This is a genomic window from Gleimia coleocanis DSM 15436, from assembly GCF_000159015.1.
GTDB classification, from domain to species: domain Bacteria; phylum Actinomycetota; class Actinomycetes; order Actinomycetales; family Actinomycetaceae; genus Gleimia; species Gleimia coleocanis.
The window spans coordinates 45954-61121 of record NZ_DS999546.1 but is presented as its reverse complement, the minus strand read 5'-3'; the positions used below and the strand labels follow the sequence as shown (position 1 = coordinate 61121).

The window sequence follows — 15168 nt, the reverse complement described above, 5'->3', positions numbered from 1 at the left end:
CCTACCTTAAACCCGGTCCATCCAAACGGCATCTTGACGCGCCAAGCCGACTCGCGCAGCCAACTCAGGGCGCTTCTCTAACTGCGGATCTTCTGCCACCACCGCGAGCGCCAGATCCCGTGCAGAGGCAATAATATCTGCGTCGCGTAGCACTCGCAGGGCTTTTAACGAAGTTGTTTTTCCTGACTGAGACTGTCCTAAAACGTTGCCCTCGCAACGCAGTTTCAAATCATACTCAGCTAACTCAAACCCGCTATTAGTAGAAGCAAAAGCCTCTAAACGCTCAATAGAATCAGGATTTGCTTCCGCACTATAAACCGCAATGCAGGTAGCTGCTTGCCCGCCACGCCCCACGCGCCCACGCAGCTGATGCAGCTGCGACAGCCCGAACTGTTGGGCATCTAGAATCACCATTAGCGACGCGTCTTTAATATCGACGCCCACTTCAATCACTGTAGTGGTCACCAGCAGAGATAACTGGCCCGTGTTAAAGTCACTAATAATCTGAGCTTTTTCTTCTGGCGTTAGTTTACCGTGTAGTTCCCCGACCTTAATCCCCTGCAGGGCTGGTAGGTTTCGCAGACGCTGCGCGGTTTGAGTAACCGACGCTAACTCAGAATCTGATTCTTCGTCGCCGATGCGTGGGGCTACGACGAATACGCGTCCACCAGCTTCGATTTCTTCCCGCGAGCGCACCCACAGTCGTTGCATCCAGGCGTGATTGCACTCATTAACCGTGTGTGTCTTCACGGGGATACGCCCTTTTGGAAGCTCTCGGATTTCGGTAATATCCAAGTCTCCGAACACGGTCATAGCGATTGTGCGGGGAATCGGCGTAGCTGTCATGGAAAGCAGGTGTGGCACAAAATCTTGGTTTTCACGGAGTTTTTCTCGTTGTGCGACTCCGAAACGGTGCTGTTCATCGATTACTACCAGCGCTAAGTTCTTAAAGGTTAAGGAGTCTTGGAGTAGCGCGTGAGTGCCTACTAAAACGGCAGGCTGTCCACTGCCAGTGATTTCAGCAATGTGTTTGCGGGTTCCGGCTTTACTTGACCCGGTCAGTAGTTCTACGGGGACGGGTAGTAGTCTACGTAAGTTCAGGGCGTGTTGTTGTGCTAGAACTTCCGTGGGGGCAAGCAGCGCAGCCTGGTATCCGGCATTAACGACAACGCTCATCAAAATGCCAGCAACAATGGTTTTACCTGCGCCTACATCGGCTTGGAGCAGGCGTTGCATGGGAACTTCACGGCTCATATCTGCAAGGACTTCTGCAATGGCGGTTTGTTGCCCGCCGGTTAGTTCGTATCCGAAGTTTTCGATTACTTCTGGAATGATTTCGGTGGCGGTTGCGGGTATAGTTTTTGCGCGCGCTTGGGCGTTTGTGTGGCGTTGTTGCGCGAAAGCTGCCTGTAGTTCAAAGGCTTCCACCCATTTCAGCGTGTGTTTTGCTTTAGGAATGTCAGTATCCGTGTTGGGGCGGTGGATTTTTTCGATTGCCTCGATTAAGTCCAGTAGCCCATATTTTTCTTTTTCGCTGGCGGTGAAGGGGTCTAGTAAGTCTTCTTGTCGCATTTGGTCAAGTATGATGCCCACGGCTTTAGCGGTGAACCAGGTTGGGCACTTGCTGCTGGCGGGGTAAACCGGAATTGGTTTAGTGAGGATGCGTTCGACGTCTTCTCCGGCTTCTTCGAAACTTGGGTGTGTGAGTTGTAGTTGTCCTCGGTACTGGCTGATTGTTCCAGCAAAGAGGTGCTGGGTGCCGGGTTTTAAGAGTCCTTGGTGGACGCTAAGTTTCGCGGGGTGGGTGGCGAAGAAGGTGGCGGTTATAGTCGAGTGTCCGTCGGTGAGTTCCACATTTAGGCGGACTCCCCCGTTTCGGTTGGCGTGCAGCTGCTGGCTTTGTACCGATGCGAGGATGGTTGCGTCCTCATTTGGGTGGAGGCTGTACAGTGGGGTGAGTTTTCCCCAGTGCAGGTAGCGTCGTGGGTAGAAATGCAGCAAGTCTGCGGTGTTTTCTAAGCCTAGTGGGGCTAGTTTCTTTGCCGTACGACTCCCCAAAAGGCGTTCAAGTGGCGTATTCAGCCAGGTTGGTTTATCCATGGCTTATCCGTTTACTAAGACGATCTGTGTGGTTTCAGAGTGAATGATTTCCACGTAGTGTCCCAGTTGCCCGCGTTCTTCTAACGCATCATTGACGGTGTCTTGCAAGAGTTGCTGATCATTTTCTGGGCAGAAAAGTACCAGGCGGCTTAATCCGTAGCCGATGAGCTGGTTGAGTTGGTCTTTAATCACCAGTGGGTTTGTGTCATTCACGAGGGCGCAACGTCGGACGCTTCCGTCAGCTGCTGACTGTAAGAGTTGTCGGGTGACTTCTGGGGTACGTTCGCCAACTTGGGGCATGAAAATTGGAGCTGCAGTGGCCGCGCAAACGCTAGTTAGCACGTCTGAATACGGGTAAGTTGGATAGATTACCTGCAGGTTATTCCCTCGGTTTTCAACGATTTTTTGTGCTCGTTGAGCTATCTGCAGGGCTTGTTCATCTGCGGGAAGCAGTAGTGCTGTATTACCTGGTGCGTCAGCTAAAAGTGATGCTACCACTGGAGTATCTTCTAACGAGGGGTTGAATACCACCCATGCGCCAGTTGAAGCGATTTCTTCTAAAAACTCAAGGTGTCGAACTAACGCAATGACGCGTACTGTGTCTGGGCGCTGCCAAGTTGGCCGTGAAAGGTAGAGTACGCCGGATTCTTCCTGTTGAACTGCCAGTTCATCTTGGCCGATTAGTTCACCGTAGCGAGCGTCTTTCACGACGATGTTACGTACCCATCCGAAACGTGGAATGACACTTAATGGCGTGGAAGTATCTATGTGGAAACGCCATGATCCCATCCCCAGCAGATCAGTGCTTCCCTGCTTCGAGTACCTCACTTGCAGGGAATCTAGTGAAGCACAGTAGTTTTGGAAATCTTCAACCATGCCGTCTAGCTGTAAGTCTACGGAGTACTCGGCTCCTTCACGAGGCTGATTAGCCGGCAGAGGTCTACGCGAGGCAGTCTGCGCCAAACTTGAAATCATTGCGAGAGCAACTTCCAAAGCGCCCTCGTGACCATCGTAGAGGGAATGCAGGGACGCGATGAATAATGCCAGCACAGCTGCCCCCGGGTTAATCCAACCCTCAGTGGACTCAATCAACGTCCCTTGAATCTCCATTGAAGCTTCACCCACCATCATGTGAATGCTGGTAATCGGGTCCTCAGTATTATCAGCTACCTCTGCTGCTGCCACCGCAATCGCCTGTAAGCTTAGGTCCGGGGTTTTAAAACACTGCTCTAAAGTAGCTGGAAGGGATTTAAAGAAACGACGCACGTCAATTGGACGCAGTTTTTGGGCGTGCGCGGACTTCGCCAAACTTTCAAATAGGTTCGCTATTAAAATACCGATATGCCCCCGGCCGCTGCTGCGCGCATAAATCGTACAGGCGTTGAGAAAGGCGGGAGCTGAGTCAAAACCTGTGGGCGTCTCACGTAGCAGGTGTCTTATCGTGCGGAAAGTGTGGAGCGCGTTAGAGCCGGTGTCGAAATCAGCGCCCGCTAACGCATTTAAATCATCCAGCAGAGGCGCGACTGTCTCTAAGCTGCCGATAGTTAAATCCAACAGGCGAAGTAAGTCAGAAACGTCAGCGATTTCCAGCTGAATTGCAGTGTTTTTAGGCTCCATAAACCTAGTTTCTCATAAATTGTGTCTCACCTGACACTCACACCGGGGCGTCAATAGTTGGAATATCTTAGAAACTCGTATATTCTGGTTAAGTTGTCTGATATGGAAGTGAAATACCTATCATTCAGACCCGCTGGACTTTGGTGTTGAACTATTTCGCGCTAAACTGGCGTAGGTAAAATGTTTTAATCGAGATTCGGAGATACAACCGTGGCTTCTAAGTGCGACGTCTGTGGCAAGGGACCCGGCTTCGGCAAGAGCGTTTCGCACTCCCACGTGCGAACCAACCGCCGTTGGAACCCAAACATTCAGCGTATTCGTGCGATTGTTAAGGGCGCTCCAAAGCGTCTGAACGTTTGCACCACCTGCATTAAGAGTGAGCGTGTAGAACGCAACATCTGATTGCAATAAGCTTTCAAGGACCACTACTTCGGTAGTGGTCCTTTTGTTTTCACTTAGTTCCTGGAAAGCGGGGGTTATAGGGTTATACGACATTTGGTGTTGCTGGGGACCCGACTTTTCCTAGTGTCATGGGGATAGGTCGGGTTTTTAGTTTGTTGAATTCACGCTGAGGGCATGAATAAACCCAACCTCTACTTGCAATACGCATATGCCCAGTCACGCCAAAACGAAAGCATGACTTAGAAGCCGGCGGGAGCATTTTTTGGTTTTCCCTCCCGCAGAAGTTAAAAAACAGCGTTTTCGTTAGGCTACGGGAGCATTTTTTGAAAAAATGCTCCCGCACAAGTTCATTAGGAGTAAAGGTAGGAGTTTGTCTTTTCCCACCTTATCTAAGGTATGGGGAATCCTATTAAGAATACCTACCCTACCCCCATTCCACTGGAGGTCAGCTATTCCCTGCAGATTCTAAGGCTAAAAGAAACTCTTTGCGTTCTAAACCGCTAGCATAGCCAGTTAGCTTCCCATTCGCTCCCACTACGCGGTGACAAGGCACCAGAATAGAAATAGGGTTGCTTCCTACCGCACCGCCTACAGCTTGGGCAGACATCCGCGCTATATTACGCTCTGTCGCAATCTGCTTCGCAATCCAACCGTAGGTAACTGTACGCCCGTACGGAATCTCTAACAGGTACTTCCATACCTCGTGTTGAAAAGGCGTTCCCTGTGGCTTTAATGGAAGATCAAGCGCGGGGTTTTCACCCGCAAAATATGCTGTTAACCAGGCTTCTGCCCGCTGTAAGATTTCGGGGGGTTCGCTATTGGCGACGGCTTTTAAATCAACGTCCTTGGGATAGGTGCCGGAAAACCACACGCCGGTCAACGCTGTTGCGTCGCTTTCTAAAAGGATTTCTCCCAGTGGGCTAGGCATCAGGTGGGCATAGTACATGTCGTTTTCCAAAACTCTCTTATCAACGTTTGGTTACTCCTAGAATAGTAAAGGTTGTATACATTCATGCGAAGGAGCAAACCGTGGCTAGTATTACTACCTTAACTTGTGGATCTTCCCGCGCACAGATTAACCACTTCGGAGCGCAGATTTTTTCCTGGCAGGTAAATGGTGTAGAGCAGTTTTTCCTCTCTGATTTAGCAGACCACGACTGCCGGGGCCCACTACGCGGTGGAATTCCCTTGTGTTTCCCTTGGTTTGGTGGCGCTGCGAAACCTTTCCACGGTTTTGGCCGAAATAATGAGTGGAAGCTAGTTGAGTCCTCTGATTCTCAAGCTGTTTTCACTTTTGAGTTTGATGCTTGCGATTACCCGGTGGTTCCTGAGTTTCTTTCCGCAGGTCGCATGAGGCTTACTTTTACGCTTACACCAGTGTCGTTGCGTTTGGATGCTCAGATTGAGAACCTCAGTGATGAGGCAAAACCAGTTGAGTTGGGCCTACATGGTTACTTCCGCGCTAATGCAGGTCAGGCTATTTTGCATGGGGTGCGTGGCAACTATTTAGATTATGCGTCTGGTGAGCCGGTTTCTGCTCACACAGATACGGATTTAAATCCAGTTCCAGCGGGTATTAATCGCGTTTACGAGGGCGCTTTCCCAGCTGTTTTAGATGGGTTGCAGATTACTCCCAGTGGTTACACGCATACGGTAGTTTGGAATCCTGGCGAGAACCCCGGAATCGGCGACTTACCTGATTTTCAGGCTTTGGATTTTGTTTGCGTTGAGCAACTCTACCGCAATCCAAATGCTGTTTTACAACCTAGTGAGGACTTACAGCTATCCGTGATTTTCAGCGTTAACTAACATGTACTAATTGTGGTTGTGGGCGGAGAATCTAGTGATTCCCCGCCCACAACCACAATTAGGTTTTAGTGCTTAGTTTCTACTAGCGGCGTGCTCGGCGTACCACGGCAATACCACCAAAGAGAGTCAGCAAGGCAATTACGCCTACTCCAGTTACATTCGTACCGGTTTGCGCAAGCTTAGGTTTTGCTGGTGCTTTAGGAGTCTTAGTCTTATCCTTCTTAGGAGTTATCACCTTACACTCCACAGCTTTAATAGTGTAGGTCCAGGTTTCCGTTTGATTACCGGTAGTGAATACATACCCTGGAAGTGGTGTTGCCACGACGGTAGCTACTTTTCCTTCCATGGTCTTTTCATATTTAATCCCTGTAACCTCAGGTACCATCAGGGTTGGTTCTACCCCGCATTTTTCTGCTGGTAGCAGGTTTGGTTCTACCGGGTAAACTTCCTGTGCCCACTTAGCGTAAACCGTAGTATCCTGACGGATATCAGTAGTGGCATCAAAAGGTTGAGTGCCTGCAGCATCAGTAGTCCAGCCGAGGAAACGATAGGTCTTATCGTTTACGGTGAAGTTTTCTACCTGTGGGAATTCGTTTTCAGCAACTACAAGTAGCTTTGCACCGTCTTTTTCGATTTCTGTCTTTGGCTCAAAAGCTGCCTTAGCTACCTGATCGCGAGTATCACCAAGGGTTACCGAGTTCAAATCGAAGTTAACTTTAGGGTAAACGAAGTCAACCATTAAAACGTTTGAAGCAACCCGTGGAATACTTAAATCGTACTTTCCTAGACGTGGGAATGGTTTAAATGTCACTGTACCGTCAACGGTACCTGCAATAGTCGCTACTAGGTCAGTTCCATCTGCTGCATTAGTAGCCAGATTCTTAGCCTGCTCAGCAGTGATACTAATGCCTTGTTGGTTAGACAGGGTCATATCGCGAGTGTAAACAGTTGCAGGCAGGGCACGTAGTTTTTCATCGATTTTCGCCTGAGCGGTTTTGGCTTCTTCAGTATCACCTACGCCCTGGCGTTGGCGAGGTTCTGCAATCAAGCGAATTTCGGTGATAGTAGTCCGATCAATATCTGCTGGGATTGAAAGATCAAAGGTGGTTTCGTGAATGTCTCCGGTATCTACAGCTGGCTGACGATTTTCAACGGTAATATCCTTAACCCCTGCAGTGGTTTTAACTTCAGCTCGCTTAAGGCGGAAAATCGCTGCGTCTAAAGTAAATCCCGTAAGTTTTTCAGCAACCGTAGTATTTGGATCTACTTTGTAGGTGAGTAGTACTTCAGATTCACTTAACGCGCCAACTCCGTAAATCCAAGGATTGTTGCGAACAACGGTAGCTACGCCCTTATTAAAGTTGAAGTTTGAGGTGTATTTTAGAGCTGTTTCACCTAAGGAAGGGTGGTAGAAACCAACCACCTTATGGTCAGTGTAGGTGTGGCCGAGGTCAGTATCTGCAAAGCCCATCTGGTCTACACCAGGAGTAGCTGAAGCAGGATTAGTACGCTCGGTAGCGATGTAGTCTTTCAATACGAAGTTAGGGTTAGAAATAAAATCAGTCAGAACTGTTTCTTTAGTTAACCCCTGGTGGATTCGCAGACGGTTATGTTTGCTTAGCCCTTCGTGTGAGCGCGGTACCGTAATCCCAAAAAATGAGGTTTTTCCGTCGAATGGACCATCATAGATTGCGTGCAAGACTACTTTGCCATCTGGGAAATCTTTCAGAACATCTCCCAAAGTGTTATTAGCAGAGTAAAGTTTTACATTTTCTGAGGTGTAGCGGTTCGCTTTAGGTTGATCAGACCAACCCGCAAATGGACGAGACCAGTAAAGCCCTTCCATAGTATTTGGAAGAGTTCCCTGTAGCCCAAGTGGAGTGTCTAGTGGCGCGTTATCAAACACAACGACTTTTTCGGTATAGTCGTTTTCGTTCTGAGCGTCAGCACCATTCAATACCAGTTTAAAAGTGATAGAACCACTCCAAGTACCCGCAGCTGGCGCGGTAGCGGTTGTGTTTTCTGTCCTTGGAAGGACAGCACTAAAAGCTGCAGTCGTTGATACCGTTGGGAAGAGTAAGCCGGTAGCAATTAAACCAGTAATTAGTTTAGTAGTTATATTCTTTTGCATAACTCACGTCCTTTAACGAATAACTCGTACAAACGTGTATGCTAGCAGATTTACCATAGATACGGTAGATACAAATACAAAAAGATAACGAAATGAAACTAAACTAAGCGAAGTGATCCCAACCTGACTCACTAAGTTTTTCACTATCCAGCCAAACTTCTGCCCCACCAGCTTCAACACTACCGATTACAGTAAAGCCAGAGGGCACCTCAATACCAGCAGGGAAACACGCCAGCAACGCGTGGTCTTCTCCTCCATTCAAAACCAGATCCAAAGCAGACCGTCCTAGAGAAACTGCCACCGCCTCTAAAGGTGCCGTAAAAGCAGAAAGCGCTGTTTTTGAAAGCAACACACTCACCTGCGACGCTTTCGCAAGCCGAGCCAAATCAGACGACAATCCATCCGAAACATCCATCAACGCCGTTGCCCCTGCTAAAGCCGCCAACGGCCCCATCTCTAAAGGCGGTTGCGGCGTCTTAAAAATCTGCTTAAATAAAGCGAACTCAGGCTGTTCATTCCCCCGCTGTAAAAGCTGCAAACCCGCGTAAGAATAACCCAAAGTACCAGCCACCGCCACCACATCCCCCGGACGCGCACCGGACCGCAATATCGAACCCGGAAGTGGCGTCTTAACGCTCTCACCACAAACCGTTACAGAAATAACTAACTGCGCACCACGCGACAAATCCCCACCAACAACACCAGCTCCCGTAGGAGCCACAGCAGCGGCGAAACCCGCTACCAGATCACACAACCAGTCCTCAGACAAATAAGGTGGAATCACCAATGACACCACCAGTGCGGTAACTATCCCGCCTTGTCCCATAATGTCAGCCATATTCTGCTGAGCCGCACGTACACCAACTTCAAAGGCACTCGACCAGTCAATACGAAAATGCACGTCCTCAACTAAAACATCCGTAGAAATCAGGAAAGAGCCAGTGGTAGTAGCAATCTCAGCACAGTCATCACCTGACCAAACCAGAGTATTCCCACCAACAGGAAGAACCTCCCGCATTTTTGCGATTAGCTTATCCTCACCCACTGACTCTTGCTCCTAATAAATACTAAAGCCGTTTAAAGCTCGTTGAAACGCCTTGCCTTTGCAGAAGCAAACAGGCACACAGCAGCAGCTGCAGAAACGTTTAAAGACTCAGCATGACCGCCCAATGGAATAGACACAAAATGCTCAATCTCAGACGTATCAAACTGTGCGAAACCATGCGCTTCATTACCGAAAATCCATGCAGTTGGTTCAGCTAAATCAACATCAACCATGCAGTCTGCCGCATCAAAAAGATCAACAGAGCCATTGCCATCAGCACCCAGTAATTGCATGCCGCGAGCACGCGCCCATTCCAGAACTTCTGGAAGACCAACATTTACGATGGATGGCAGATGGAATACTGAACCTGCAGAAGAACGCACTACCTTAGGGGAAGTAACATCAACAGAGCCGGAACAAATGAAGACTGCGTCTGCTCCCGCTGCATCGGCGATACGAATCATCGTACCGGCGTTACCTGGATCCTGGGTTTGTGCCAGGACGACAATGAAATCCCAATCAACCTTAGGCAGACCATCAGTGCGGAAGTCTTTAACTACCGCTGTGATCCCCTGGGAATCAGTTGATATGGCCTTTGATACCTCATTCGTTACCTGATGTACCCAGCGGGTTGCTGCCTTAGCTTCCTGCACAAGTTCAGGATAGCGTTCCCATGCCTCTTCAGAAATATACACGTCTAAAAGGTCCTTGCCACAGAAGCGCAGAGCTTCGCGTACAGCTTGAGGACCTTCAACTAATACTCGTCCACTACGCCGGCGTGCAGAACGCCCGGCCAGCGCAGCAACCTCTTTAATGCGGTCTGCATTTGGATTGCTTAGCATAGCCGGGCGATGCTCACGCGGCTGATTCTCAGCCGACATGTTTATTTCAGTTCTGTGGTGCGTTTACGTCTGCTGGCAGAGCCTTGCGTGCAGCTTCAACCAGAGCGGTGAATGCAGCAGGATCGGAAATAGCCAGTTCGGACAGCATACGTCGGTCAACTTCAATGCCTGCCAGAGCCAGACCCTGGATGAAGCGGTTGTAGGTCATGCCGTTTTCGCGTACTGCTGCGTTGATACGGGTAATCCACAGCTTACGCATTTCACGCTTACGGACGCGACGGTCACGGTAAGAGTAAACCATTGAGTGGGTAACCTGTTCCTTTGCCTTACGGTAAAGGCGGGAACGCTGACCACGGTAGCCGGATGCGCGTTCGAGTACTACGCGACGCTTCTTCTGGGCGTTAACCGCCCGCTTAACACGTGCCATTCTTTAAATCTCCTCTTTATTCGCCTGGGAATCAGATGCCCAGCAGGCGACGAACGTTCTTCTGGTCAGCTGGTGCAACAACCTGGTCGCGGGAAAGGCGACGGGTACGGGTGGAAGACTTAACTTCCAGCAGGTGGCGCTTGTTTGCCTTTTCGCGCATAAGCTTGCCACTTCCGGTTACGCGGAAACGCTTCTTAGCACCAGAGTGCGTCTTGTTCTTAGGCATTTTATCCTCTATTCCATCTCTACAATCAGTAATCTCAAGCCAGTTCAGCTTCGTCAGCTTTAACTTTGCTTTCCTTTGCTGATCTTTCGGCCTTACGGTCACGCTTAGCAGCCCGTTCGGCTTCACGGCGTTTGCGTTGTTCGTTCTTTGCATCTGACTTCTTACGGGTAGGTGCAAGAACCATAACCATGTTGCGTCCATCCTGACGTGGTGCAGATTCCACGGTTGCCAGTTCGGATACGTCTTCAGCTAAACGCTGCAGCAGACGAATACCCATTTCTGGTCGGGACTGTTCGCGTCCGCGGAACATAATCATGACCTTAACCTTGTCGCCACCGTTAAGGAAACGTTCTACGTGTCCCTTCTTGGTTTCGTAGTCATGGTCATCAATCTTCAGACGGAAACGAATTTCCTTCAGAACAGTGTTGGCCTGGTTACGACGCGCATCGCGTGCCTTCTGGGCTGCTTCATACTTGAACTTGCCGTAATCCATTAGCTTAGCTACTGGTGGTCGCGCACCTGGTGCTACTTCAACCAGGTCTAAACCTGCTTCTTCAGCAAGGCGCAGAGCGTCTTCTACGCGAACTACACCTACCTGCTCCCCTTCTGGTCCGACAAGGCGAACTTCTGGGACGCGGATTCGGTCATTTACCCGAGGCTCGTTGATGAGCTGCTCCTAACTCTCGTTTTTATTCAGATACGAAGAAGACCCTCGCATCTAAGCATGCGAAGGTCCACAAAACATAACAACCACACGAGTGGCTGAATATGAACCCGATTCCCGTTTAGTTTAGAATCACGTTCTAAACCCCTTATCTTAAGGCCCTTTTTCAAGGTCGGAATCCAAGGTGGGATTTCTCCGCTTGCTTAGGTAGAAACCTAAAGCTTCTACATTTCGAGCGTGAAGCCCGAACATTCGTATTCAATATTACCAGGATTTTCTGCGTTTTTGAAAACCAACCTCCACCAACAACAGTGAAGTCAGCCACAAACTACTCTGCGTGAGTTCCCACTAAAAGTGGAATAAACTCAATACGCTCCCCCGCCGTTTGCAAACGAGGCACCTGTGACAGGTCTTGATGAAAACGAGCCAACTCAGCTTTCACTTCAAACCCACTAACCCCGTAAGGAACACTAAACTCCAAAAGCACTTTCAAAGTAGGATCTACATCAGCCAAAACCGAGACAGTCAAATTCAAACCAGCCTGCAACGCATCAGCTTTCACCTGCAGTTCTGTACGCAGGTCGTCATCCCGCCAAGGCGGTAACCAAGAATCGCCATGTGCTAAAGCCTGCACAGCTGGGCGTGGTAAGCGAATTCCGGAAAGCTCAGATGAGCCGCCCTCGGAATCTGGAACTGGGTTAATGAGCAGGCGTCCTCCAGTTTCAGCCATTGCCATTAACGCCTGCTGCCGACCCGCAATCGGCACTGGCCGAGCCTGCGGAGCCCAGCGACGCAAAGCCTCATAATCAGTAAAAGCAACCGTCACTTCACCATAAGGGGAAGGAATTCGCGTCGCAGCAGTTATGCATTCCTCGCCAGATTCCACCAGCGCAGGTGCCAGCAAACGTTCACTCTCCAGGGCGGCAACTAACTTCTCTAACCGAGTAATCGGATCAAACTCCACCAAAGCCGCAGCTGTAAGTGGCATAACTTGCCCACGGTCAGCTGAATCTACAGAACGTTGCAAACGAGCCTGCAATGATGCGAAATTATGCTCACCCATGATTTACTCCCTATTTAGTGGCCGGCTTTCGCCCACACAGAATCCCCAAAATCCTGCGGATGAGAACGCCCTAAAAGCAGATCCTCAACTTTATTTTCCATACCATTAAGCAACAACCCGCCGGGAATCACCGATTCTGGTTCGCCAGCTAAATAACGGCGTGCCCGCACGTCACCGCTGACTTCCCCGTCTTCTTCACGCAGGGTGGAAACCACCGCAATCACACCAATTGGGCTAAGGCGAGACAGTATCCGCGCAAAAGCATCACATTCTTCTGGCAGGGGGCGTTCATCCCCCAGCAGACGTTCCACGTCAGTAGTGTCTTCTGTTTCTAACTCACACCAAAGTGCAATCTGATCTTCCAACTGCACTACCCAGCGTTCAATCCCATACACGCCAAGAATATTTGCAATCTGCACGGCAGAAGTAAAAGGCGCAATTACAAACCCTACGGTCTGTGAGCCATTTTCTAAATGTAAGCTCTCATCCTCAGGCAAGTCCAAAGGATCAACTTCCAGCTTAGACTCAGCTTCAAACGGCGCTTCGGAAAGGTCTTCCGTGGGCAAATCTTCAGCAGAAAAACCTGAGATAATCCGCTGAAATTCTTCATCAATATCGCTCACGGTATGCCTTTCGAGCTGTCAACAAAACCTAGTATCTATATTAAACATAAAGTGATGCCCGCGGAACATTCTCCACGGGCATCACTAATAGTCTGAGCTTACTTAACCTGAGACTCAGCAAGTTTCTTTCCAGCAATGCGGTCCATAATCATTGCGATTGCACCGTCACCGGTAACATTCGTTGCAGTACCGAAGGAATCCAGAGCAATGTAGGTTGCGAACATCAAACCTACCTGCGCTTCGGTAAAGCCGAGCATAGAGGAAAGTAGACCAGCTGCAGCTGCGATTGCGCCACCTGGTACACCTGGGGCTGCAACCATCATTACGCCCAGCATGAAAATAAATGGTGCGTAAGCTGCGAGAGACATATCGCCACCAGCTAAGAAGATGATTGCCAGTGAGAAGCCCACAATCTTAATAGTTGAGCCTGACAGGTGAATAGTTGCGCACAGTGGCACGGTGAAAGCAGCAACTGGTTTGGAAACCCCATTTGCTTCAGTACACTTTAAGGTGACTGGAATGGTAGCTGCGGAAGAGGAAGTACCCAGTGCTGTCAGGTAGGCATCCTTCATCGTCCACAGTGCTTTCAGTGGGTTACGGCCAGAGAATGCGCCGGCTACGGTGTACTGTAGCAACAGGTAAACCAGGGTCAAAGAGAAGGTCATTACCACTACAGCTAGGAAGGTGGTGACTACGCGGACGGCTTCGCCACTCATGGTGAGGTTAAGGAAGATACCGAAAATATGTACTGGAAGCAGTGGGATTAGGATCTTTTCCACCATTGCGACGATAATGATGCGGAATTCTTGGAAGCCACGACGGACTACGTCACCCTGTACTAAAGAAAGACCCAGCCCCAGAATGAATGCGAGTACCAGTGCGGTCATGACGCCCATCAGTGGGGTTACGACGATTTCAACGCCTTCGCCTGAGGCGGAGTTTGAAACGTTAAAATATGGGGTCAGCCCCTCTACGGTTTCACCTGCAATATCGGTCTTAGAGCCTGGAGTCAGAATGGAAGGAAGCACAAACTGGCTTACGCCCCAAGTTCCGAAGCCTGCAATCATGGTAGATACGTATGCAATCCCCGCTGTGAGGGCAATCCAGCGTCCGGAACCGGACCCAAGTTCGGCAATGGCAGGAGTTACCAAGCCGATAATAATCAGCGGAATTACAAAGCCCAGGAAGGCTCCGAAGAGAGAGCTGAAGGTGAAGAATACGCGGGCTACCGCGATTGGCATAAACTGGCCGGCGAGGATCGCCAGTAGGATAGCTAGCAATACCCACGCAAAGAGTGGGACTTTCTTTAGATTCACAATTTTTCCTTCTGTGATACGCGGTTACTTTCCGGACGAAAGATAACTCTTACGCGTATGGGTTAATGCTATAGATGTATTTAAACTGATTGAAACCCCGTTTTATTATTTGGACAAAAAATAAGTTCTTTTTACCAATTCTTTACTTTCATGTTTTCCGCTTGCACCAAACCAAGCAACCCTTGAAAATTAACCACATGAATCCATACACTACCTCTGACTATTTCAACCGCGAAGTTAAGCCCCGCAACCGTTGGCTCGTCTTTGCTTTATTACTTCTCATCGTGCAGGGGTACGTGCTCTTTAACGATTCTCCCCCATCTGAACCGGCAGCTTGGCTAACCGCCATCATCAGCTTTCTGAAACCCCTGCCCGGTGCAACCGCCCCGGGCGAACCCGGCTTTGACTTGGTAGTGCATTTTTCTTCATTCGCGCTAATCACAGTCTGTTTACTCTTAGCCCGACTACGCCCAGGATTCGTACTACTCACTTTTGGTGCGTACGCAGCTCTTACTGAAATCATCCAAGAATACTTGCTTTACTATCGCACTGGTAGTTTCATTGATTTAGTGGCCGACCTATTGGGCATCTGTTTCAGCCTGGCAGTATTCTTATACTGGTATCGACGTCGTATCTGATTCGAGGTTAGAAAATGGACAATGAAGAGATCCCTGTAATCACCGTAACCGGCACCATTCGCCTGGGACAGCTACTTAAACTCGCAAACTTAGTAGAAGATGGTGGTGAAGCCCGCGCTGCGATTCAAGGTGGTTTTGTCTACATCGACGACGAACAGTGCACACAACGCGGCAAACAACTACAGGACGGGCAGATCGTCAGCCTAGACTTCGAAGATTACTTAGAATCGGTCCAAGTAGAAATTCTCCCTGAGTAACTGCTTAG

The 15168-nt window shown here is 49.5% G+C and carries 16 protein-coding genes; 4 read left to right on the top strand and 12 right to left on the bottom strand.

Annotation, left to right across the window (positions count from 1 at the left end):
- Window positions 1-6 precede the first annotated feature (6 nt).
- Both HMPREF0044_RS07465 and HMPREF0044_RS07460 read right to left on the bottom strand, forming a co-directional pair.
- The gene (locus HMPREF0044_RS07465) at window positions 7-2100 is read right to left on the bottom strand and encodes an ATP-dependent DNA helicase RecG (protein ID WP_006547525.1); all 2094 of its coding nucleotides are present in this window, start codon (window positions 2098-2100) and stop codon (window positions 7-9) included.
- Window positions 2101-2103: 3 nt separating this feature from the next.
- Window positions 2104-3717: a hypothetical protein gene (locus HMPREF0044_RS07460; RefSeq protein ID WP_006547524.1), complete on the bottom strand. Its 1614-nt coding sequence runs from the start codon at window positions 3715-3717 to the stop codon at window positions 2104-2106.
- Between the two features lie 210 nt (window positions 3718-3927).
- On the opposite strand from HMPREF0044_RS07460, the gene rpmB reads away from it, so the two are divergent.
- Window positions 3928-4119 carry a 50S ribosomal protein L28 gene (gene rpmB / locus HMPREF0044_RS07455; RefSeq protein ID WP_006547523.1) on the top strand — a complete coding sequence of 64 codons (192 nt, stop codon included), beginning with the start codon at window positions 3928-3930 and terminating at the stop codon, window positions 4117-4119.
- Window positions 4120-4564: 445 nt separating this feature from the next.
- Here rpmB and HMPREF0044_RS07450 read toward each other — a convergent pair whose 3' ends face one another.
- Window positions 4565-5065, bottom strand: a complete 501-nt coding sequence (locus tag HMPREF0044_RS07450; RefSeq protein ID WP_006547522.1) for a methylated-DNA--[protein]-cysteine S-methyltransferase — start codon at window positions 5063-5065, stop codon at window positions 4565-4567.
- A gap of 83 nt (window positions 5066-5148) precedes the next feature.
- Here HMPREF0044_RS07450 and HMPREF0044_RS07445 point away from each other — a divergent pair, with 83 nt between their 5' ends.
- On the top strand, window positions 5149-5928 hold the full coding sequence (locus HMPREF0044_RS07445; protein ID WP_040313242.1) for an aldose epimerase family protein: 780 nt from the start codon (window positions 5149-5151) through the stop codon (window positions 5926-5928).
- Window positions 5929-6010: 82 nt separating this feature from the next.
- On the opposite strand, the gene HMPREF0044_RS07440 is transcribed toward HMPREF0044_RS07445, so the two are convergent.
- The 9 genes from HMPREF0044_RS07440 to HMPREF0044_RS07400 all read right to left on the bottom strand — a co-directional run bounded on the left by HMPREF0044_RS07440 (window position 6011) and on the right by HMPREF0044_RS07400 (window position 14265).
- A complete protein-coding gene (locus tag HMPREF0044_RS07440; protein ID WP_006547520.1) occupies window positions 6011-8059 on the bottom strand; it encodes an InlB B-repeat-containing protein in 2049 nt (682 codons plus the stop codon).
- 103 nt (window positions 8060-8162) lie between these two features.
- On the bottom strand, window positions 8163-9104 hold the full coding sequence (thiL, locus tag HMPREF0044_RS07435) for a thiamine-phosphate kinase (RefSeq protein ID WP_006547519.1): 942 nt from the start codon (window positions 9102-9104) through the stop codon (window positions 8163-8165).
- 32 nt (window positions 9105-9136) lie between these two features.
- Complete coding sequence (locus HMPREF0044_RS07430) at window positions 9137-9985, bottom strand: TrmH family RNA methyltransferase (RefSeq protein WP_006547518.1); 849 nt, start codon at window positions 9983-9985, stop codon at window positions 9137-9139.
- Between the two features lie 7 nt (window positions 9986-9992).
- Complete coding sequence (gene rplT / locus HMPREF0044_RS07425) at window positions 9993-10373, bottom strand: 50S ribosomal protein L20 (protein WP_006547517.1); 381 nt, start codon at window positions 10371-10373, stop codon at window positions 9993-9995.
- A 31-nt stretch (window positions 10374-10404) separates the two neighbouring features.
- On the bottom strand, window positions 10405-10599 hold the full coding sequence (gene rpmI / locus HMPREF0044_RS07420) for a 50S ribosomal protein L35 (RefSeq protein ID WP_006547516.1): 195 nt from the start codon (window positions 10597-10599) through the stop codon (window positions 10405-10407).
- Window positions 10600-10633: 34 nt separating this feature from the next.
- Window positions 10634-11266 carry a translation initiation factor IF-3 gene (gene infC, locus HMPREF0044_RS07415; RefSeq protein ID WP_050754386.1) on the bottom strand — a complete coding sequence of 211 codons (633 nt, stop codon included), beginning with the start codon at window positions 11264-11266 and terminating at the stop codon, window positions 10634-10636.
- Window positions 11267-11591: 325 nt separating this feature from the next.
- Entirely contained in the window at window positions 11592-12326 is a 735-nt protein-coding gene (locus HMPREF0044_RS07410; RefSeq protein WP_006547514.1) for an SseB family protein, read from the bottom strand.
- 14 nt (window positions 12327-12340) lie between these two features.
- Complete coding sequence (locus HMPREF0044_RS07405) at window positions 12341-12949, bottom strand: hypothetical protein (RefSeq protein ID WP_006547513.1); 609 nt, start codon at window positions 12947-12949, stop codon at window positions 12341-12343.
- A gap of 98 nt (window positions 12950-13047) precedes the next feature.
- Window positions 13048-14265, bottom strand: a complete 1218-nt coding sequence (locus HMPREF0044_RS07400; RefSeq protein ID WP_006547512.1) for a dicarboxylate/amino acid:cation symporter — start codon at window positions 14263-14265, stop codon at window positions 13048-13050.
- Window positions 14266-14462: 197 nt separating this feature from the next.
- Here HMPREF0044_RS07400 and HMPREF0044_RS08030 point away from each other — a divergent pair, with 197 nt between their 5' ends.
- On the top strand, window positions 14463-14903 hold the full coding sequence (locus HMPREF0044_RS08030; RefSeq protein WP_050754385.1) for a VanZ family protein: 441 nt from the start codon (window positions 14463-14465) through the stop codon (window positions 14901-14903).
- A 14-nt stretch (window positions 14904-14917) separates the two neighbouring features.
- Window positions 14918-15160 (top strand): RNA-binding S4 domain-containing protein, encoded by a 243-nt coding sequence (locus tag HMPREF0044_RS07390; RefSeq protein WP_006547510.1) that lies wholly within the window; start codon window positions 14918-14920, stop codon window positions 15158-15160.
- The last annotated feature ends 8 nt before the right edge of the window (window positions 15161-15168 follow it).